This window comes from Brevibacillus sp. FW306-2-1A-C05A (assembly GCF_058781555.1).
On record NZ_JBYSWV010000016.1, the window covers coordinates 30,281 to 49,606 of the forward strand.

Here is a 19,326-nt window from a genome sequence, read left to right on the forward strand (position 1 = left end):
CGAGACGCAAAACGGGCCGGGAAGCTTCTCCCGACCCGTTTTTTCATTTGCGAGGCAGACGAGACGCGCGGCTTTGCGACGGCAAGCAGTTGTGCCGCCCGCTCCTGCGTGAAGCTCTCCCCCGCGGCCCTTACTTTTCTGCGCTTCTGACAAAAAGATGCACCTTCGCCGTTTTTCCGGCATAGCGAATCGAAATCGTCGCGCGCGTGCCCGCTTCCGCATCGGCCAGAACTGACACCCGGCCTTCCTCGTCCACCTCGATCTGCGCGGGACGGCTGGACTCGAACTCGATTCCTTCTGCCTTTGTCACGTCTTCCGAAGTGCCGTCGCCGAATATCGCCAGCACCTCAAGCTGTGCTTCCTCTCCGGGAGCGAGCTTCAACGACTTCAGTTTGGCTTCGAGCGCCTCCAAGGCAGCGTTCCCCGCGACGTAGGTCGCCGCCGACTTGACTGTGAAGACGGCCAGGTCAGCTTCTTGCGCCACCTGGAGCGGCTTGCCCTTCGCCCCTGTTACTGCCCGCCACTGCTTGTTGCGGTACGTGTAAGCTTGCAGCTTTTCACCTGCATCGGCCGCCAGCGGCAGCGCGAGCGTAAAGCCTGGCTCGCCAAGGCTGCCCAGCGCTTTTCCGTTGCTCCACGCTTCGAGCAAATAGGCTTCACCCGGATGGGAAACGCCCTTCCAGCCGCTTGCTTCTGCCGCTGTCAGGGAGAGGGCAAATTTTCTTCCGCTTTCCTTGGCAAAATAAGCTCCCGGTACTTCTACCCATGCTCCTGCCGGAACGGTCAGCCTGATGCCGACCTCTTTTTTCTTCAGCAGCTCGACCAGCTTCTGCTCCAATGTAATCCGCTGATCTGCCTGCCCTGCTTTTTTGCTGCGGGGACGGTCGGCCGTATCGGCATCCGCACCGTCTTCCTCTGCCCCCTCGCCTTCCATGCGAATGAACAGCACCGGGGAAAAGCCGATTTTTTCCTGCACGTCTTCGATGGCTTCCAAAAAATCGTCCAGCGTGTCGAGCGCGTCGCCCACTTGCTCGTCTTGGGCTTTGATCTCGGCCCCAGGCTCGACGGCCAATGTGCTTGCCTGTTTCAGCAGCGTTTCTGCCAGCAGGCGAACACGCTTGGCTACGTCCTTAGGAACCGCCTTTGGCGCGAGCGGTTCCAGCACTGTGTTTGCAAAATTCGCCAAGGCGGCGAGCCCCAACCTTGCCAGCTCCGCATCCGCTTCCTCGTCGCTTGCGAGGGGCGCAAATGCTTCGTCCAAAAAGCTTTCGCCAAGCGCAAGCAGCGTCTTTTCCCGAACGACTCCGCGCTCCGCCTGCTCCGCTACAGCGGCCAGCACGGTCGAAACGGAATGCGCGACCGCGTCCCACTTCTCGGCCTGGTTGACCTGTTTGGCGGCGAGCAGCTTTTCCAGACTGGCAAGCACCCGCTGCACCTGTTCCTCGATGCTCTGTTCATCTTTTGCAGACAAAATGGCCTGTTCTGCCTGCTTGTTTGTTTCTTTTTGCCTGTCTGGCGTCGGTGTCGGATCTGGCGGAGTGACAGGAGGCGGCGGGGTTGTCGGTTTGGCTGGCACCTGGACGGTCAGCTTTTCGGTGCTGGCGCTCGTACCGTCCGACCCCCGGGTTACTAGCAAAATCAGCTCGATGTCCGTCTGGCGACTCGGCGGCGTGATCGTGCCATCCAGCGCGATGACGCCTGTGTCGCTCGATTGCTTGATTGCGACCGTAAATCCTGCGGGCACTTCAGGCAAACGCAGCCTTGTCGCCCCCGCTGCCGGCTGCGCAAGACCCGTGATGCCGTCCGCCACTTCCTGCGCCGTCGTCTCGTGCTCGCCCTGATCTTGCAAATGGATTTGCACAAGCACCGGATCGTGGTCGCTCACCCGGCCCTCGCCCTCGGTGAATCCGGCATTGATATGCACGATGTCCACCTTTGTGCTTTTTTCCAGATGGGGGCTGACCAAAATTTGATCGAGCACCTGGGAATTGCCCTGGTACACGTAGGTGTACTGTCTGCCCGGCGGCAGCTTCTCGACCATATTGGTCAGAGCGCCATCCGTCAGCGCTTTCACTGGATTGGAAAACGGAAAGTCGTTCAGGTCGCCCAACACGACCACATTGGCCTTGGGATCTGCTGCGTGGATTTGTTTCACAAAGCCGTTCAGCACGCGGGCGATTTTCATTCGCTGCTTCTCGCTAACCAGCTCCGGCGGCTGCTGTTTGCCGAACAGCGCCCCATCCCCGCCCTTGGAATTGAAATGGTTGGCGATGACAAACACAGGCTTGCCCTGGAAGACGAACTGCGCCGCCAACGGCTTGCGGCTGGACGCGAATGCCTCGTTGTTCGGGTCGACCCGGCCTGGATTGCGCGAGAGGTACGCCGCTCCGTCGCGTGTCTCGACCTGTACTGCCTCTGTTGCCGTTCCCGCTACGCCCTCTGCCAGTTGCACGCGAGCCGGGTTGTAGAAAAACCCGACGCGGATGTTGCCGCCTGGCTGGCCCCCGTCCTGGTTGTTCTCTGGCGCGATGTCGATGTAGCGATAGGCAGGGCCGTTCTTTTGCTGGATTGCCTTGCGCAAGGCATCTGCGGATTTCGCGGCATTTGTTTCGCCGTCGTCCGTCGGTCCGTTGTTGTCCTGCATTTCCACTACGCCGATAATATCCGGCGCTTTCATGTTCTCGACGATCGTTTCCGCGATTCGCGTTATTTTTTGGGACTCGGTTTTGGCCGAAAAATTTTCAATGTTGTAGGAAGCAATCGTCAACTCATCGTCTTTCGGGGCGAGTGTCGTCACAGTCGGTTTGTTGCCGCCCGACTGGACGGAAACCGTTTCGGTGGGATACAGCTTGTAATTGGCAAAGCTGTAATCAATGATCCCTACCAGAGGCTCGGAGATTTTGTCGCCAACCATTGGACGCTCCAAAATCGGCACGAGTTTGTCTGCTACAGTGATGCGCTCAGGGTGAAAATCGTCGGCTGCAAGCACCACGCCGCCTGCCGGCGTACGCGGCTGTCCGCGATGCGCCTCGTCGTCAATGACGACGAACTCTACGCTTGCCGGGTTCGTGAAAACTTTTGTTTCCCCGACTACGACCGGATTGTCGACCTGCACCAGCATCCCTTCGAGGCTCTCCCAGAAGTCAATGCCGTCCTCCTCCGGATCGAATGTGCCCAGGCTGTCGTTGTCAATGATCCCCTTCGGATAGCGGTAGCTTCCTTTCCCTAAAACAACCGGGTCCGGGAGCGGCTGCGCCTTTTTGACAACGGTGACTCTCGCCGCGTCAATCTGCGTCTGGGTGAGATCGGTCGCCGCTCGGTTTTGCGACACGTACTCCTTCACCGTACCGTCTACCTTCACTTCATCGCCCGCGTTTACCGCCGCTCTCGGCTCGTACACGTAGATGCCCTCGGACGTGCGCGGATCGTCGTCCGGAAGCAGGTCTTGCATGTAGAAGCCTTGTATTGTTCCGCCGCTTTTCACGACTGCCGTGACGATTCCCGTGACGGCTTTTACCGTGCCGTTTTCCAGCGGGGACTGGTGGGAGGCTCCCTGAATATCGCGAATGCGCACGCTCTCTTTTTGGATCGTGTAGCGGAAGCTGGCGACTTTGCTGTCCGTGAAACCTTCCTTGACGGCAAACGCCTGAATCGTCGTATCCGCGTCGAGCTGGATCGGCTCCGTATAGACGGCACTGTCTCTGGTCGGCTCCGTGCCGTCTGTCGTGTAGTAAATTTTCGCGTCTGCCATGGACGTGGACAAGCTCACTTTGGTGCCTGCCGCGACCAGCGGGCCTTGCGGATACGCCGTCACCGTCGGCACCCGCGTCTCATCCTCGACCAAATCTGCCTGCGTCCGCGGCACCAGTTTGTATTCGTTAAAATCGTAGTTGACCACTCCGGTGATGCTGGCGTAAGTCGTGCCCGGTTCCAGCAGGAGGGTGACGGGCGGGCGGGAGAGGAAGTTGCCCTGATCGTCTTGCAACGTATAATTGCCGCTTTGTACAGACTGGACCGTCACATTGCGGACCGTCACCAGTTGGCCTTCGATGGCTTCCCCCGCATGGGACGCAAAATTCACCGATGTAACCGACTGCGGCGTTGGCACACCTGCCTGCTTCTCTATGACCGTCACGTCGTCGGTTGCGGCTTCGAGCTGGGCCAGCCCGTAGTAGTCATTCATTTTTCCGGTCGCCCGGATTTTGTCTCCGACCGCGATTTTGGCGGCAAGCCCTGGACCGCGCACGACCAGCCCGGCCGTTTCGTCCTGCATGTAGACGTTGTTTTGGCCCCCCGCCTCAAAGATGGCCGTCACGGTTCCGGCAACGCTCGCGGTTGTTCCTTTTGCCAGCGCCCTCGCCTCGGCAATCGTGCTGGTCGAAAGCACAGACTTGGCAATCGGCACAGGCTCGCTCTCGAACATCTTGCCGTGCTCGCTTGCGAGCTGCTGCGTCACGTAGACGGTTTCCAACTGCTCGATGCCTTGCAGCAAATAAGAAAACGCGCCGTTCTCCCCTGCGTTGCCTGTCGGATTGCCGCTGAGCAGCAGGCTGTTGCCATCTGGCGCATCATAGGCGCGCAAAATCGCCTTGCCTGCGGCTGCCCCCGCTTGGCCGTTTAACTCCGCTGCACTTCCCGTTTGCTGCAAGCTGATTTTTTCAGCCGTCAAGGCCGGGCTTGCCTCGGCTGGCAGCAGCTCGATGCTTTCGCTCTCCTGTTTGCCGCTCTCCGTCGCTGTGAGATAGACCGCTGCCGAAGTCGGATGGGCAAAAGTCAGTTCGACCTGGCCGGAATCGTTCGACACCTGCTCAGCCAAAGGCGTTTCGCTGCCAGCAGGCGGGCTTGCGTACACCTTGATGGTGACGTGCGGACGGACTTGGCCGCGAATGACGGCTTCCGCCGGATTCGTATTGTCAAACAGCAGCTCCCGGCCGCTCGGCTTCTCGCTGACATCGCTCTCTGTCGGCGGCGGCTCTGCCGGACTCTGCGTATTTTTCGGAGTAGGCTCTCCCACCACGAAGTCGGCGCTGTTGTTGTCCGTGTCCCAGCCGTTACCGCCGTTTGGCACGATGCCATCCGCTCGGCTTTTGCGGGAAGCGCTGGCAGAGTTCGACGTAGCGGGAGCAGGACCAGCCCCCTCATAGCCATTGGCCGCTCCGAAGCCGACCAGATCGACTACATCGGGCCGGGCGGACACATCGGCTCCCGTCAAGATGGTTCCGCTGCTGACGAGGGCCACTTTTCCAGCCGTGCTTCCCATGGCAATCGCGCCCTCGTCATCTGCGGCGGGCAGCCCGGTCGTTCCCCCTGTTCCTGCCGCCTGCTTAATCAAGTAATATCCGTATGGAGCGATGCTGCCCGTCAAGTCTGTCTTGCTCCATGTCGGCCCGCTTGCTGAAGCGTACTGCACAGACCAGGCTGCAAGCGAGACGGTCGTGCCCGTCGGATTGTACAGCTCAATAAAGTCGTTTTTGTAATCGGCCCCGCTGTTTCCTCCGCCTCCGTACACCTCGCTGATGACGACATGTCCGGCTTGCTGCCCTTTTGCCTGCGGCTCCCATCCGCTCGGCAAAACCGCGCTCGCGACAACCGCCGCGATCAGCGCCAGCTTCGAGAGACAGCGCAATCTTCCCTTTTTGCTTTGCATTCTCTTTTTCTTCCTCCTCTCAAACATGCGAAACCATAAACTATACACATCGTAAACATACAATCCGAATTTTATGTAAATTGGATGTAAAGAATGTATATCCCTTCCATTCTTGTAAAATAAAAACCTTCAAAGCGAGTGAACGCAACTTCAAAGGAGAGCAACCGAATCGGCTGTTTGTAACGGATTTTTCCTGTATTGCTTTGATGGACAAGTTCTATTTCTTGTCAGCGATACAGGATCTTTTCTATCAATGAGATTGTCGCTTGGCAGGTCTTCATGGTCATAGACACCGTAGAAGAGCTGCATAAGGAAAGAGACGTGCAGGGAGCGATTCTCCATTCGGATCAAAGCTTCCCATACACGTCCCAGCAGTACAACAAGCGACTCGAAGAAAAACTAAAAACCGGGATCTATTCGACGCCAGGCGCACAGGTGGGTCAAAAATATCCCGGCGCTAGTGGGTCAAATTAATTCCGGCGTTGACATGCTCCCGCTGCGTACGGAAACACACTGGCCGCTTAGGCTTTTTTATAGCTGTCTACTTGACAGGGGTACGTGCATCCTTCACTGAGAGGATCGAACTATGCGTTTATCTCACCAAACTCGAAATAAGGATCAATAATACAAAGACAAAAAACAGAATCAGAAATGAATAACCAAATATTCTCAACCATCTTGGCATTGTTTTCATATTTATTTTTTTAGGTGGCCCGCTTCCTTCTATTCGCTGCGCATCCTCCAACATTTCATTTATAGGATTGCGCTCTGAAACGGATTTATCTGTGGGCATCGTTTCATTCTTTTCATTCTTTTCATTCATTTATTATCCCTCCCTCATAGGAAACAAGCCGGGGCTACTCAGCCCCAGCTTGTTTAGTCCTGCAATTGAACTTCGTCATTTAGAACTTTCACCTTTTTCGAAGCCTTTTTATACAATTCTTTCTTGTATTTCTCGAATGCTTTATTAAAGTCATCAAGATTGTCTATTGCATTTGGGAGTACCCCGTCTTTTACGAGTTTTTCAACCAAGTTTGAAGTACTTAGCTGCTTCCTATACATGTCCGGAGCATATTCTTCCCAGTATTTGTCTTCACTTAAACCAGTTACTTCTATAGCATTCCTTTGAAATTCTTTGGATTTCTCATCAGCATTTTCTAATATTTCTTTCATTTTGATCGAATATTCTTTTGCTGTATTTAAACTAACTGACACACCTTGATTTTCAGCTTCCTGAACTAATAGTTCATCCATTACCAATTCCGTCAACAAATCATTATCTGATATTTCATTCGAGGCTTTATTGAGCTTTTGATTAGCCTTCATGTAAGCCTTATAGATTTTAAATTCCTTATCAGTAATACTTTCATTTTCAACTTGAACTAAGGTGCTTTCTTTAGTTGATTTGATGTTGACTATCTCTTCTTTAAGGGACTTGAAAACTTCAGTTTGTTCGTTTGTCGCAAAAGAGGATATTGCTAAAGCTGAGCCCAATACAGTCAATAGAGAGAGGGAAATTGAGAGTTTTTTCATCCTTTTTCTACCTCCTTTTTTTACCAGCTAAAGTCTACTTGGCCAGTTGTATTCGTTTGATAACCTTTGCTCGATGATACAATATATGCACTCGTGCCATAACTACTGCCTTCTGTCGCATTATATGATTTTGTACCTGTCCAATTTCGTCCTGTAACCACTGTATTAGGCTCAGAAACGTAAGAGCTTGTGTTAGGCAAAGATACCGAGGACCCTCTGACATTTAGTGTACCCACACCTAGGCTACCTCCAAAAGTACTTGCGGCACTCGAACTAATGCTTGCACTTAGATCCCACCTAGTTGCTACTTTTGTTTTAGCTGTGTAGTCAATTGAAAAATCTGAGATGACCTTCGTGGTTAAAGCAACAGGCGTGTATATATAGCCTGATGAAGAAACCCTCCAGGCATTTAACCAGTCGGTATCAGTAAACGAAGTGGTTGTCGCGTGACTCGGTGTCGAAAAAGACAGTACTCCCACTAAAAGTGTTGCTGCCGTAAAAATTGCAGAGCCTTTTTTCACTAGTGATTCCTCTAGTTCTAATTTTTGGAATATTACACTAATAAAGACGGATGAATGTTACAAAAAGTTACAAAAAATACAATTTATTTTTTGGGGGGCAGTATGGTGTATCTTCAAAACTCACTAATTGAAGGGATATAACGAGACTTTGTTTGTAGGATGAATGTTGAACATGATTTCTTTGTGAAAATCTGCGAGTGCGGACGGGGAAGAGGCGGACCTCTCCACCCAGAGCCCAAAACGTGTGTGGCGATAGACTTATAAAGGCTTGTTTATAGACTGTCTACTTTACAAGGGTAAGATCAGGTGGCTTTTTTTTTTTGTCTTTTTGTGCTTACTCTTCCGGCACCTTCATATTGCGTGCAACATAGAGAAACGGCGTCGAAGCAGCCGAGACGACGAACTTGATGAGATACGTGGTCAATAGGATTTGCCACCATACCTCCAGCGGGTAGACGCCCCAAAAAGCGATCGTGCAAAACGTCAAGGAATCGAGCAACTGGCTGAACAGCGTACTCCCGTTGTTGCGAATCCACAACTGGTTGCGTCCCGGGCACTTTATCTTCAGCCAGGAGTAAATTTTCACGTCCACGAACTGGCTCAGCAAGTACGCGCACAGGCTGCCCAAAGCGAGCCTTGGCATCAGGCCGAACAGCTTTTCCAGCGATTCCTGGGCAATGTCTTCCGGCTGCGGATCAAACAACAGCACGAGCTGCATGATGATCGTCGTCGCGATCAAGGTGAAAAAGCCGAACCAGACCGCCTTTTTCGCCGCCCGCTCGCCGTACTTTTCATTCAGCAGGTCTGACACCAGGTAGATGGATGCATAAATCGTATTGCCGAGCGTCATGACCAGCCCGAACATCTCGATGGTTTTGACCACCTGAATGTTCGCCAGCACCGTAGCCATTCCGATCCAGGCGTACAGCCCCATTCTGCCGAACAGGCGGTAGCAGAGCAGAAACAGCCCGAAATTCACCAGAGCAAAACATACTCCGAGTGCAAGATTAAACATATGATAGCCTCCTAGTTTTGATAACGCGGGAGTTTTTCGAACCGCGGCCCTTTTGGGCATTTCATCATTCTACTTGGAATCGGCTGTTTGCGCAATGCTCGCAGGAAGCTGCCCCGCCCGCTTTTTCCCTGTTACTGTTTTGTAGGCGGGCTGTCACTTGTCTGTAACCATCGGATCCACTCTATCGTACATAATGAACGTGTAGCAAGACACATGAACTCACTCACCACACACTCACCTGACACCATGAACAAACACCAAGATGGGAGAGAACATTCAACATGAACAACTGGAACAAAATCGTCACAGGGACATTGCTCACCTCGGTGCTTTTCACCGGACAAGCCCTGACCGCCGACGCCGCAAGCACAGGCTCTGCCACAAAAGACCTGCAGGCGCTCGCGGAAAAAACGGCTGACGTGACAGGCGACAAAAAGGCCGACACGATCACGCTCTACGGGAAAAAGGACAAAAACAGCCCGTACATTTCCGCCCTCACTGTCAAAGTAACAGATGGCCAGACCAAGAAGTCGTTTCCGATTGACGTCAAAGACGGCGGCTATGAGCCCAAGCTGTCCGTGCAAGACTTCACCTACGACAAAAAAGGCGAGATCATGGTTACCGCAAATACGGGCGGCAGCGGCGGCTACACCATCCAGCACATCTACACCGTCCAAAACGGCAAAGCCGAAAAGCTCAGCCTGCCTGGCCTTGATAAAGACAAACAAGGCATCGTTGGAGACGGATTTGTCGAGTTGAAGCCAATCGACAACAACAAAAACGGTCTTTACGTGCTGGAAGGCACAGAGCGCCTGACCGGAGACTACAACGCAGACGTGCGCGGCTACCTCAAATCGAAATGGAAATGGAGCCAAAGCAAGTGGGAACTGATGAGCGCCCATTTTGAGCCGACCAAAGCGGAGAAAACAGTGTATCAAGGCTCTTTTCGCAGCTACGACTCCGCTTATGATTTTCTCGCGCCACAATCGTGGAACGGGAACATCCTGATCGACGAGAAAACAGGCCCGCATGCCGATCCATACTTGCCAGAGGCCAAGAGCGTGACCTCCTTCCTGTTCAACAGCAGCAAGGCGGAAGACCAGGCAGCGGTCGTCGTGATTTACGCTTTTGACAAAAGCGACTGGAAAAAGCTGAACACGCCAAATGAACCGCCAGTCGGCTACGAAATCGCGCAAAATCCCGCAACCAACACCGTCTACGTCGCGGCTCTGCCACAAGACAGCGTGTTTGACCCGGCGACTGACAAAGGCAAAAAGTTTCAATCGCTCGTCATGACGCTGGATGAAGTGAAAAAGGCGTTCGTGCTGGTGAAGCGCTAAGCTTGGCAACAGGCGCTTCGGGCAACTGAGGGAGATGGGCGACGGACCAAACAAGCAGCTTAGCAGACAAGTAGCTCAGCAAACAAGTAACTCACCAAGCAGAGCAGCTCACTCAACAAAGCAACTCGCTCAACAAGCAACTCGCTCAACAAGCAACTCGCTCAACAAGCAACTCGCTCAACAAGCAACTCGCTCAACAAGCAAGGACACCTTCTGCTCATGACGAAGCAAAAGGTGTCCTTTTTTGCAAAAACTGGCTTACCTGGCGCTTTCCCTCTTCCCCGCAAGTCCAGCCTCATTCTTTTTCATACATAAAAAACGCTCAACGCCGGGGTAGACTTCCCCCAGACTCTCCACCGCAAACCCGCACGACCGATAAAAAGCAACCGCCTCCCGATCGGTTTCCGCCTGAATGGCAGCCAACGAGTGCAGGGCCAAGACGTCGTCGATCAATTGGCGTCCGACGCCTTGTCCCCGCCGCTCTTCTGTGACCGCAATATGCAAAATGACCGCCGTATTCTCAGTCGGATTCCTTTTCAGCCCGATAATCGCGAAGACGCTGTCGCCATCGACGCAGGCGTACAAGCTCCGATTCGGATCGGTCTTGTACAATCTCATGAGCACGTTCAGCTTTTCCGGTGTCGGGTTGTACAGGCACGGCGCGATTACGGCCGCGACATCGGCGGTCAGCTCATCGACCTGTTGTAACGTTAACGGAAGCATGCTTTCCCTCCTTGATCGGGCCGTGCAGTCTTTTCGCAAAGCGGCCAGCCTTGCGTTAAAGCCCGTGAATGGACGTGTGGCAGCGAGGCACGCCATGGTGCGCACCCGCTACAGCACCCCTAAATTTACCACTGGCTGGATGAAAAGATCAATAAGCAAACAGCCACCCCCCAAAGAGGATGGCTGCCTTTGCCGCTTTCTGCCGTCACAACCAGCGCTTCCGCCGTTTGTAGTGCTTCACCTGGCGAAAGCTTTTTCGCTTCCCGTCACTCATACCCAAGTAAAACTCGCGAACGTCCTCGTTGGACTGCAACGACTCCACGTCCCCTTCCAGCACGATCCTGCCGTTTTCCATGATGTAGCCGTAATCGGCAATGGACAGGGCGACATTCGCGTTTTGCTCGACGACGAGTATCGTTGTGCCTTGCTCCTCGTTGATCTTTTTGATGATCGAAAAAATTTCCTTCACGAGCAGCGGGGCCAAACCGAGCGATGGCTCATCGAGCAAGAGCAACCGTGGACGGGCCATCAGCGCCCGGCCGATCGCCAGCATCTGCTGTTCGCCGCCGCTCAAGTAGCCAGCCGTTCTTGTGCGCAGCATTTTCAGCTTGGGAAAGTAGTGGTAGACCTGCTCCATCTCGTCCTTGAGCGAGCCGCGTTCCCGCCGCGTATGGGCTCCGGCGATGAGATTTTCCTCCACGCTGAGATGCTCGAACACGCGCCTGCCTTCCATCACCTGAAAAATTCCGCTTTTGACGATTTCCTCCGGCTCTCTCCCGGTGATGACGCTTCCCGCGTACTCCAGGCTGCCGTCCGTCACTTCGCCGTTCTCGCTTTTCAGCAGGCCGGATATCGCCCGCAGCGTCGTCGTCTTGCCCGCGCCGTTGCTGCCGAGCAGCGCGACAATTTTCCCCTCCGGCACGTGCATCGACATCCCCTTCAGGACGAGAATCACCTTGCCGTACATCACTTCCACGTTGTTCAGTGTTAGCATGGCTTCCCCCGATCCAGCCTTTAGTAGCCGATGTAGTCCGTAATGATCTCGAACTTGCCGTTTTTCACTTCGCCGAGCCGCACCTGCGTCGTTCCGCGGTGATTATCAGCCGAGAAGGAGACAGGAGCAGCCAGGCCGCCAAACTCCAGGTTGGAAATTTTTTCGATGCCCGCCTTGATTCCTTCGCCTGTCAAATTGTCGCCCGCATTTTTAATTCCTTCCACCATGATTTTCGCTGCGACCCAGCCTTGGACGAACTTCTGGTTTTTGTCCGCCAGCTTCTCTCCTTTGGTGGCGAGGTAGTCTTCGATTTCTTTCAGTCCCGGCAAATTTTCGTACGGGAAGGCGTGAGTGATGACACCGATGTAGCCTTCCGCCGCGTCGCCCGCCAGCGTGATGACGCCTTCGCCCGCCGCCCAGTTCAAGCCGATGAATTTGGTCGTCAGCCCGAGCTTTTTCGCATCCTTCAAAATGGTAGCCGTCGCTCCCCACGTCTGCTGGATGATGGCGAAGTCGGGATTTTTCTTTTGCATGTTAAGAAGCTGCGGTGTCGCGTCGAGCGCCTTGAGATCGACAATCTGCTCATCCACGACGTCCACGCCTACGGAAGCGGCGTACGCTTTGGCGTCCTCAATCGGCGACTTGCCGAACGGGGTGTCGTTGTAGAGCAAGGCCAGCTTCGGATTGCCGCTGCCTTTCCAGTTGTCGCGGAACCATTTGATCGCGACTTTGGCCTGATCGGAGTAGGTGGCAGCCGTCATGAAGTTGTACGGATGCTGGTTGACCTGCGTCAGCGCTTCGGAGTAGGAGGCGGAGATGAACGGCACTTTGTCTTTGGCGATCAGCTCCTTCATCGCTTCCGTGTCTCCGGTTCCCCAGCCCAAAATCGCCGAGACTTTATCCTGCTTGATGAACTTTTGATAAATTTTCACCGCCTCCGGGACTTTGTAGGCGTAGTCCACGCCGATCAGCTCGACCTTCGCCCCCTCGATGCCGCCTTTGGAGTTGAGGTAGTCAATGTACGCCTTTTCGCCCTCTGCGTACGGCTTGCCGACGTCTCCGGTTCCGCCCGTTTCGTCAAACAGCCCGCCGATTTTGATCGTGGCCGCAGGCGCAGTTGCAGCCGGAGCGCTTGTGCCGCCCGACGAATTGCCCGACGAGCCGCCTGTCGCGGCCGGAGCGCTTGACTGTCCGCCTCCCCCGCAGCCTGCGATCAATACCGCAGAGAGAATCGCAACCGAAATCGCTTGCATCCGTTTTTTCATCCTGAAAATCCCCCTTTTTATTTTTTACAGGCGCTGCCCAAAGAGCGTTAGTAGGAAAACGGCCACAGCTTGCACTTCTCCTTGAAATTGCGCCACATCTTCGCCAGTCCCTCCGGCTCGTAGATGAGAAAGCCGATGACGATGCCGCCAAAAATGATTTGGCGAATGGCGCCGTAATGCTCGGTCACCTGCGGCAACAGCACAGCGAGCAAATCCATCAGCTCGCGCAACAGCACGGGCAGCAAGGTGAGAAACACCGCGCCGAAAATCGAGCCGACGACACTCCCCAGCCCGCCGATCAAAATCATCGCCAAATACTCGATCGACACCCCGATGTCGAAGTGCTCCGGGGAAATCACCAGCGTGTAATGGCCCATCAGCGCGCCTGCGATCCCGATGAAAAACGAGCTGGTGGCAAAAGCCAGCACTTTGTAGCGAAACAGGTTGATCCCCATGACCTCTGCGGCGAGATCGCGGTCGCGCACGGCGACAAACGCGCGTCCGGTGCGGGAGCGAAACAGGTTTGCCGAAAAGACGAACGTAACCACGAGCACAGCCAGCGTCAAATAGTAATAGCTCATCTCCGAATCGAACGAAAAGCTGCCCAGCGTCGGGCGGGACAAAATCATCCCGGCTGTACCGCCCGTAAGCCCATCCCAATGATTCATCGCATACAAAATAATCACTTGCGCGGCCAAAGTCGCCATCGCGAGGTACAGCCCTTTTAGCCGCAAGGAAGGGATTCCGAACAGCGCCCCGACCAATGCCGTCGCAATTCCGGCCAGCGGCAGCGAAATCCAGAAGCTCAGGCCAAGCGACGTCGTGAGCAGCGCCGATGCGTACCCGCCCACTCCGAGAAAAGCGCCGACCCCGATGGAAATTTGCCCGGTAAAACCTGTCAAAATATTCAGACCGATAGTGCCGATCGAGGCGATGGCACACAAGACAGCCAGACTGGTCACATACTCGCTGACCACCCAGGGCAGCAGGAGAAAACAACCGAGCAGCGCGTACACCCGGTAGCGGATGCGCGGAATTTTGTACAGCGCCATGTCTTCCCGATACGTCGTGCGAAACTCTCCGCATTCACTGACAAATGGACTACTCATCCGCTCACACCCTTTCAATCTCACGTTTGCCAAACAACCCGTACGGCTTGAACATGAGAATCAGCACGAGTACAACAAACGGCAACACTTCCTTGACCCCGCCGCCCAAAATCGGATCGAGGTACCCGCCCGCCAGCGTCTCCAGCACGCCGATGATAAAGCCGCCGACAATCGCGCCGGGAATGCTGTCCAGTCCGCCGAGCAAAGCTACTGGCAGCACCTTCAGCCCGATCAGCGCCAGCGAGGAGTTGACCCCATTAATATTGCCGAGCAGTACGCCGCCGACTGACGAGACAATCGCGGAAATCGCCCAAGTGACGGCAAAAATCACTTTTACGCTGATCCCCATGGAGAGAGCTGCCTGCTGATCGTCCGCCGTTGCGCGCATGGCGATTCCGAGCTTGGAAAACTTGAAAAACAACGTAAACAACCCGAGCAAAATGAGTACGGTAACCAGCGACCAGACGTACACTTGTGGGACGACTACGCCACCGAGCGCAAGCGGCTGCACAGGAAAAATCGCCGGAAACACCCGTGTATCCGTCCCCCAGAACAGGTGGACGATCCCCGCCATGACACTGGACAGACCGATCGTCGCCATAATCATGGAGATGACGGGCACGCCGATGAACGGCCGCAAGACGACGCGCTCCACCGCCCAGCCGAGCACCGCGCTGAAGACGAGCGTCAGCAGCAAGGCGGGCAAAAACGGTATCTGGTAGGAAGTAATCAGCGTCAGGCAGACGTACGAGCCGACCAGCACGAACTCGCCCTGCGCGAAGTTGATCGCGTCACTCGATTTGTAAATGAGGACAAATCCGAGCGCGATCAAGCCGTAAATGCTCCCTACCGCCAGCCCCATGACCAGCAGTTGCCAAAACATATCCATTACGCCACCTCCCCATCCGACGCCAGCGGCGCGTCCACATCGACGATTTTCAGTTGCGTGCGGACGGCTGTTTCCCGACCATCTCGGTAGCGGACCGCGCCCTCTACCCAGACCGCGTTCAAATCGCTGTACATGCCGTCAATTACCGCTTCGTACTTGTCTGCGACGTAGCTCCGCCGCACTTTTTTCGTCCGCGTCAGCTCTTCGTCATCCGCATCCAGTTCCTTGTGGAGCAGCACAAACCGCTTCACTTTTTCCTTTTCCGCAAGCTCGCTGTTCATCCGCTCGACTTCGCGGCGAATGAGCAGCAGCACCTCCTGCTTTTGCGCCAGGTCGCTGTACGTCGTGTAGGCGACCTGATTCAGCTCGGCATAGCGGCCGACATTCGCCATGTCGATATTGAGAATCGCCGTCACATACGGGCGATCCGTGCCAATCGCCATCACCTCCTTGATATAGGGGCTGAATTTCAGCTTGTTTTCGATCAACTGCGGAGACACCAGCTCGTCGTTGTCCAAGCGGATCACATCCTGCAAACGGTCGAGCACGACCAACTGTCCGCTCTCGTCTGTGTAGCCGACGTCTCCTGTCCGCAGCCAGCCGCCTACCAGCACCGCTTCCGTCGCCCGCTCATTTTTATAGTAGCCCGCAAAAACGCTCGGGCTTTTGATCCAGATTTCCCCTTTGTCCGAGACGTTGATCTCCGTCCCCGGGAGCGGTTCGCCGACCGTATCCGGCCTGATTTTACCGTCGCGGTGAACGGCGGCGATCCCGGACACTTCCGTCTGCCCGTATATTTGCTTCAGATTGACCCCAAGGCTCTGAAAAAACCGGGAGACGTCTGCTCCCAGCGCGGCGCCTCCCGTATAGGCGCGCTTGATGCGCAAAAGCCCCAGATGATCCTTGATCGCGGAAAAGACGAGATAGTCTCCGAGCGCGTACATCACGCGCTGCCAGACTGTCAGCCGCCCGCCCGTGATCGCGGCCTGCGCCTTCGCTTCGCCGTACGGACGGAACCATTCGTACACCGAGCGCTTCAACCAGCCCGCGTCCTGCAACTTGACCTGGACGCGCGACACCATGTCCTCCCATATTCTCGGCGGGGAAAAAATCAGGTGCGGGCCAATCTCGCGCAAATCCGCCTGTACCGTAGACGTATCCTCCGGGAAGTTGACCGTGTAGCCTGCGAGAAACGCGCCGGAGACGCTCATCATCTGCTCCCCGATCCAGGCCAGCGGCAAAAACGAGACGTACTCGTCGGACACGTCCACAGGGTCGATGGAAAACAGGCTCTCCGTCATGTGCAGCAGATTGCGGTGCGACAGCATCGCCCCTTTTGGCGGTCCGGTCGTTCCGGCGGTATAGCACAATATCGCGATGTCCTCCACGCTTCCCTGCTCAACCTCCCGCTCCCACTCGCCTGATGCGTAATAAGCGCATTGCCTCCCAAGCTGCTGGACGTCGCGAAACGGGGAGAGCAGCGGGTGATCGTAGCCGCGCATCCCTTTGTCCTTGTAAAACACGATTTTTTGCACAAACGGCAGCTCGTCGGCAATTTCCAGCAGCTTGTCGACCTGCTCCTGATCCTCGACTACGACGATTTTTGCATCGGAGTGGTTCAAAATGTAGGCGATCTCTTTTGGCAGCGAATCCTGGTACAAGCCGACGGATACGCCCCCGAGCGCTTGCGCGGCTGCCTCGGCCATCACCCACTCCGGACGGTTGTCCCCGATGATCGCCAGCTTGTCGCCGCGCGAAAAGCCCAGCTCTCTAAGCCCACTTGACAGCGCTTTCACTTCTTCCGACAGTTGCCTCCAGGTCAGCTCCTGCCAGATGCCCAGCTTTTTTTGGCGCATGGCTGTCTTGTTCGGCCACTGCACTCCCCTTGCCAGCAAATATTGCGGAATGGTCTTCAGCTTCATGCGCTCCTCCCCTCTTTTGTCCCTTCCTGCCCCAAATACGCCTCGATCACTTGCGGGTCGGTCTGAATCTGTTCCGGCGTGCCAAAAGCGATGCATTTGCCGAAGTCCAGTACGGCAATGTGCTGAGACAGCTCCATGACTACGCCCATGTCGTGCTCGATCAAGATCATCGTCGTGCCCCGCTCCTCGTGAATATCGAGAATAAACCGCGCCATATCTTCTTTTTCTTCGCTGTTCATCCCCGCCATCGGCTCGTCGAGCAACAGCAGCTCCGGAAACAGAGCGAGCGCTCGCCCGACTTCCACGCGTTTTTGCAGGCCGTACGACAAAGTGCCCACTGGCTTGTGCCGAATGGACTCAATCTCGAGAAACGAGATGATCTCCTCCACAGCCCGCCGATGTTCGATCTCTTCCTGCTGTGCCTTCCCCCAGTAAAATCCGCACGACAAAAGCCCGGCCCGCATCCGCACGTGCCTGCCCAGCATGATGTTGTCCAAAACAGTCATATGTTTGAACAACTCGATGTTTTGAAAGGCGCGCGCAATGCCTTTTTCCGCCCGCTTGTAGGGAGGAAGCGCAAGAATCGGCTCGCCCTGGAAGCGGATGGTGCCAGAGGTCGGTTTGTACAGGCCGCTGATGCAGTTGAGCATGCTCGTCTTGCCTGCTCCGTTCGGCCCGATGAGGGCAAAAATCTCGCCCTTTTCCACGTGAAAACTCACCTCCGACAACGCTGCTACCCCGCCAAACTGCAGCGACAGCCGGTCTACCTCAAGCAACGCCATCTGAAATCCCCCCTTCTTTTTCGCAATGTATATGCTGGATGTAAACATTACATTCGTTGCTTGTACCGCAAAGCCCTTCTTAAATTTTTAAAATTTTCTTTATTTTCAATCTAATTGATTTTCCATTCTTTCTCCCTATACATCCAGCGGCGTTTTCCGCGTTTGCTTTTTGTCAAACCACCTTCCCTTCAGATAGCAAAGGTCGTGCTGCCGAAAAAAGGCGACCAGTTCCCGCTCCGTATGGCCGAACAAGTCGGGACAAAAACGGTCAAACAGCACGTCAAACCTTCCGTACAGCATACCGCTCGCCGAAATGCGCTCTTTGTTTGGCGTTGTATTTCGCAAAAAGCCAAGCGCCTCCAGGCGGCAAAAGTACTCGTACACCAGCTCGTGAACCGCTTTGCCAGGCGACTCTCGCTCGTTCGGGCGACGGATCGTTTGCGCCAGCCGCTGGTCGACGTACCTGGTCACTACGCTGCGAAACGGCCGCTCGAAAAAGCGGTCATCCTTCGTCAAAATGTGCTTGATAAAGAGCCGGGGAATTTCCGTTCCGGTGGCAAATACAGCCTTCCTTTGATAGACCTTGTGAATTTCCGTCAAAAACAGATAGCTTTGCCACAGGCGATGGTCGATGACAAACAGTTGGTCGCCCTCCAGCTTCTGGTTGAACAGCGGATGCGAAAGATAGTCGCCCACTCTCGCCAGCGCGAACTTTCGCAACGGGTGGGCCAAAAACTCGCGCTCTCGCTCGCGTTCCGTTTTTTTATGTGCCAGCGCCGCCTTTTCCCTTGTTGCCCTGCGCCGGGATGTTTTTTGGGCCTGCGGGCTTTGTCGCTTCTTTTCCGCCGCCAGCGGGGCATCGTCTGCCTGCAAAAGCTGCGCTTCCGGCGTGAGCTTCAACCGCGAAAGCTCCCACTCCGCCCTGCGCTTGCAGGAAAACAGCGTCTTCGCTCCCGCCACTGCTGCCAAATCCAGGAGCACGTCCAGGCGCTTCCTCCCGAGCGGATCGAGCAGGCACAGCAGGCGCTGCCGCTCCCAAATCGTTTTCTCCCAGGCTTGCAGCCGAAAGCGATTGACAGACCGGCTCGCAAAGACGCTTTTCCCGATGATCCAGATTTGCGCGATCTGCGCCTGGTCATATCCCTCGATCCGTTTGCGCAATGCCTTGTCCTCGATCCGTGAGCATTGGTATTCGATACAAAGCCGCTGTCCGTTCGGGAAAATCGTCAAAACATCTGCGCGCTGCCCGATCTCTTCCAAATACGCTTCCTGACGCGTGTGATTCGCGGGATACAGCTCCCGGACCCACTCCACCAGCAGTTGTTTTCCCGCCTTGTGCTCGGCTGTCTCCGGCTCACCAGCGTCACAGCAACTGCTCGCTACATGGGCGAAGTGCGGAGCCACGCGCTGTCCGCGCCGAAAGATCACTTTCGCCCCACACTGTTGACAAAACAACTGCTTGCCGGACCATGTCCGCAGCAACTCCGGCGAATGCGTCTGCGGATCAACCGAAAAGCCCTCTCCGTGCACACACTGTCTCACTGTCCATTCCCCCTCGGCCATACCGTACCAGAAGGCAGAAGGAC

13 protein-coding genes are annotated in these 19,326 nt (G+C 55.2%); 1 reads left to right on the plus strand and 12 read right to left on the minus strand.

Going from position 1 to position 19,326, the window contains the following annotated elements; translation table 11 throughout:
* Nucleotides 1-130: 130 nt before the first annotated feature.
* The 4 genes from AC3WJN_RS11960 to AC3WJN_RS11975 all read right to left on the minus strand — a co-directional run bounded on the left by AC3WJN_RS11960 (nt 131) and on the right by AC3WJN_RS11975 (nt 8,716).
* Nucleotides 131-5,647, minus strand: coding sequence for a DUF8508 domain-containing protein (locus AC3WJN_RS11960; protein WP_492329270.1), 5,517 nt, complete (start codon nt 5,645-5,647; stop codon nt 131-133).
* A gap of 592 nt (nt 5,648-6,239) precedes the next feature.
* Nucleotides 6,240-6,470: a hypothetical protein gene (locus AC3WJN_RS11965; protein ID WP_221843649.1), complete on the minus strand. Its 231-nt coding sequence runs from the start codon at nt 6,468-6,470 to the stop codon at nt 6,240-6,242.
* 53 nt (nt 6,471-6,523) lie between these two features.
* Nucleotides 6,524-7,180 carry a SurA N-terminal domain-containing protein gene (locus tag AC3WJN_RS11970; protein WP_005836666.1) on the minus strand — a complete coding sequence of 219 codons (657 nt, stop codon included), beginning with the start codon at nt 7,178-7,180 and terminating at the stop codon, nt 6,524-6,526.
* Between the two features lie 855 nt (nt 7,181-8,035).
* Nucleotides 8,036-8,716: a queuosine precursor transporter gene (locus tag AC3WJN_RS11975; RefSeq protein WP_283858823.1), complete on the minus strand. Its 681-nt coding sequence runs from the start codon at nt 8,714-8,716 to the stop codon at nt 8,036-8,038.
* Between the two features lie 281 nt (nt 8,717-8,997).
* Between AC3WJN_RS11975 and AC3WJN_RS11980 the strand changes: the two genes are divergently transcribed.
* Nucleotides 8,998-10,056, plus strand: coding sequence for a YybI family spore inner coat protein (locus AC3WJN_RS11980; RefSeq protein WP_007782842.1), 1,059 nt, complete (start codon nt 8,998-9,000; stop codon nt 10,054-10,056).
* Between the two features lie 258 nt (nt 10,057-10,314).
* Here the strand turns inward: AC3WJN_RS11980 and AC3WJN_RS11985 are convergent, their stop codons facing one another.
* The 8 genes from AC3WJN_RS11985 to AC3WJN_RS12020 form a co-directional block, all read right to left on the minus strand.
* The gene (locus tag AC3WJN_RS11985; RefSeq protein WP_007782845.1) at nt 10,315-10,779 is read right to left on the minus strand and encodes a GNAT family N-acetyltransferase; all 465 of its coding nucleotides are present in this window, start codon (nt 10,777-10,779) and stop codon (nt 10,315-10,317) included.
* A 205-nt stretch (nt 10,780-10,984) separates the two neighbouring features.
* Nucleotides 10,985-11,773, minus strand: a complete 789-nt coding sequence (locus tag AC3WJN_RS11990) for an ABC transporter ATP-binding protein (protein WP_005832051.1) — start codon at nt 11,771-11,773, stop codon at nt 10,985-10,987.
* Between the two features lie 20 nt (nt 11,774-11,793).
* On the minus strand, nt 11,794-13,038 hold the full coding sequence (locus AC3WJN_RS11995; RefSeq protein ID WP_007782849.1) for an ABC transporter substrate-binding protein: 1,245 nt from the start codon (nt 13,036-13,038) through the stop codon (nt 11,794-11,796).
* A gap of 47 nt (nt 13,039-13,085) precedes the next feature.
* Nucleotides 13,086-14,147 carry a branched-chain amino acid ABC transporter permease gene (locus AC3WJN_RS12000; protein WP_310670340.1) on the minus strand — a complete coding sequence of 354 codons (1,062 nt, stop codon included), beginning with the start codon at nt 14,145-14,147 and terminating at the stop codon, nt 13,086-13,088.
* Nucleotides 14,148-14,151: 4 nt separating this feature from the next.
* On the minus strand, nt 14,152-15,036 hold the full coding sequence (locus AC3WJN_RS12005) for a branched-chain amino acid ABC transporter permease (RefSeq protein WP_005832048.1): 885 nt from the start codon (nt 15,034-15,036) through the stop codon (nt 14,152-14,154).
* Entirely contained in the window at nt 15,036-16,958 is a 1,923-nt protein-coding gene (locus AC3WJN_RS12010) for an AMP-binding protein (RefSeq protein WP_007782855.1), read from the minus strand. Before AC3WJN_RS12010 ends, AC3WJN_RS12005 begins: the two co-directional genes overlap by 1 nt.
* Nucleotides 16,955-17,740, minus strand: a complete 786-nt coding sequence (locus AC3WJN_RS12015) for an ABC transporter ATP-binding protein (RefSeq protein WP_007782858.1) — start codon at nt 17,738-17,740, stop codon at nt 16,955-16,957. The genes AC3WJN_RS12010 and AC3WJN_RS12015 overlap by 4 nt, the downstream gene beginning before the upstream one ends.
* 135 nt (nt 17,741-17,875) lie before the next feature.
* Nucleotides 17,876-19,282, minus strand: coding sequence for a competence protein CoiA (locus AC3WJN_RS12020; protein WP_007782860.1), 1,407 nt, complete (start codon nt 19,280-19,282; stop codon nt 17,876-17,878).
* Between the last annotated feature and the right edge of the window lie 44 nt (nt 19,283-19,326).

Bases quoted from the DNA above. Each gene is read 5' to 3' on its own strand.
- AC3WJN_RS11995 (WP_007782849.1), bottom strand. From the start codon at position 13,038: ATGAAAAAACGGATGCAAGCGATTTCGGTTGCGATTCTCTCTGCGGTA.
- AC3WJN_RS11970 (WP_005836666.1), bottom strand. From the start codon at position 7,180: ATGAAAAAACTCTCAATTTCCCTCTCTCTATTGACTGTATTGGGCTCA.
- AC3WJN_RS11990 (WP_005832051.1), bottom strand. From the start codon at position 11,773: ATGCTAACACTGAACAACGTGGAAGTGATGTACGGCAAGGTGATTCTC.
- AC3WJN_RS11980 (WP_007782842.1), top strand. From the start codon at position 8,998: ATGAACAACTGGAACAAAATCGTCACAGGGACATTGCTCACCTCGGTG.
- AC3WJN_RS12000 (WP_310670340.1), bottom strand. From the start codon at position 14,147: ATGAGTAGTCCATTTGTCAGTGAATGCGGAGAGTTTCGCACGACGTAT.
- AC3WJN_RS11960 (WP_492329270.1), bottom strand. From the start codon at position 5,647: ATGCAAAGCAAAAAGGGAAGATTGCGCTGTCTCTCGAAGCTGGCGCTG.
- AC3WJN_RS12010 (WP_007782855.1), bottom strand. From the start codon at position 16,958: ATGAAGCTGAAGACCATTCCGCAATATTTGCTGGCAAGGGGAGTGCAG.
- AC3WJN_RS11985 (WP_007782845.1), bottom strand. From the start codon at position 10,779: ATGCTTCCGTTAACGTTACAACAGGTCGATGAGCTGACCGCCGATGTC.
- AC3WJN_RS12005 (WP_005832048.1), bottom strand. From the start codon at position 15,036: ATGGATATGTTTTGGCAACTGCTGGTCATGGGGCTGGCGGTAGGGAGC.
- AC3WJN_RS12015 (WP_007782858.1), bottom strand. From the start codon at position 17,740: ATGGCGTTGCTTGAGGTAGACCGGCTGTCGCTGCAGTTTGGCGGGGTA.
- AC3WJN_RS11965 (WP_221843649.1), bottom strand. From the start codon at position 6,470: ATGAATGAAAAGAATGAAAAGAATGAAACGATGCCCACAGATAAATCC.
- AC3WJN_RS11975 (WP_283858823.1), bottom strand. From the start codon at position 8,716: ATGTTTAATCTTGCACTCGGAGTATGTTTTGCTCTGGTGAATTTCGGG.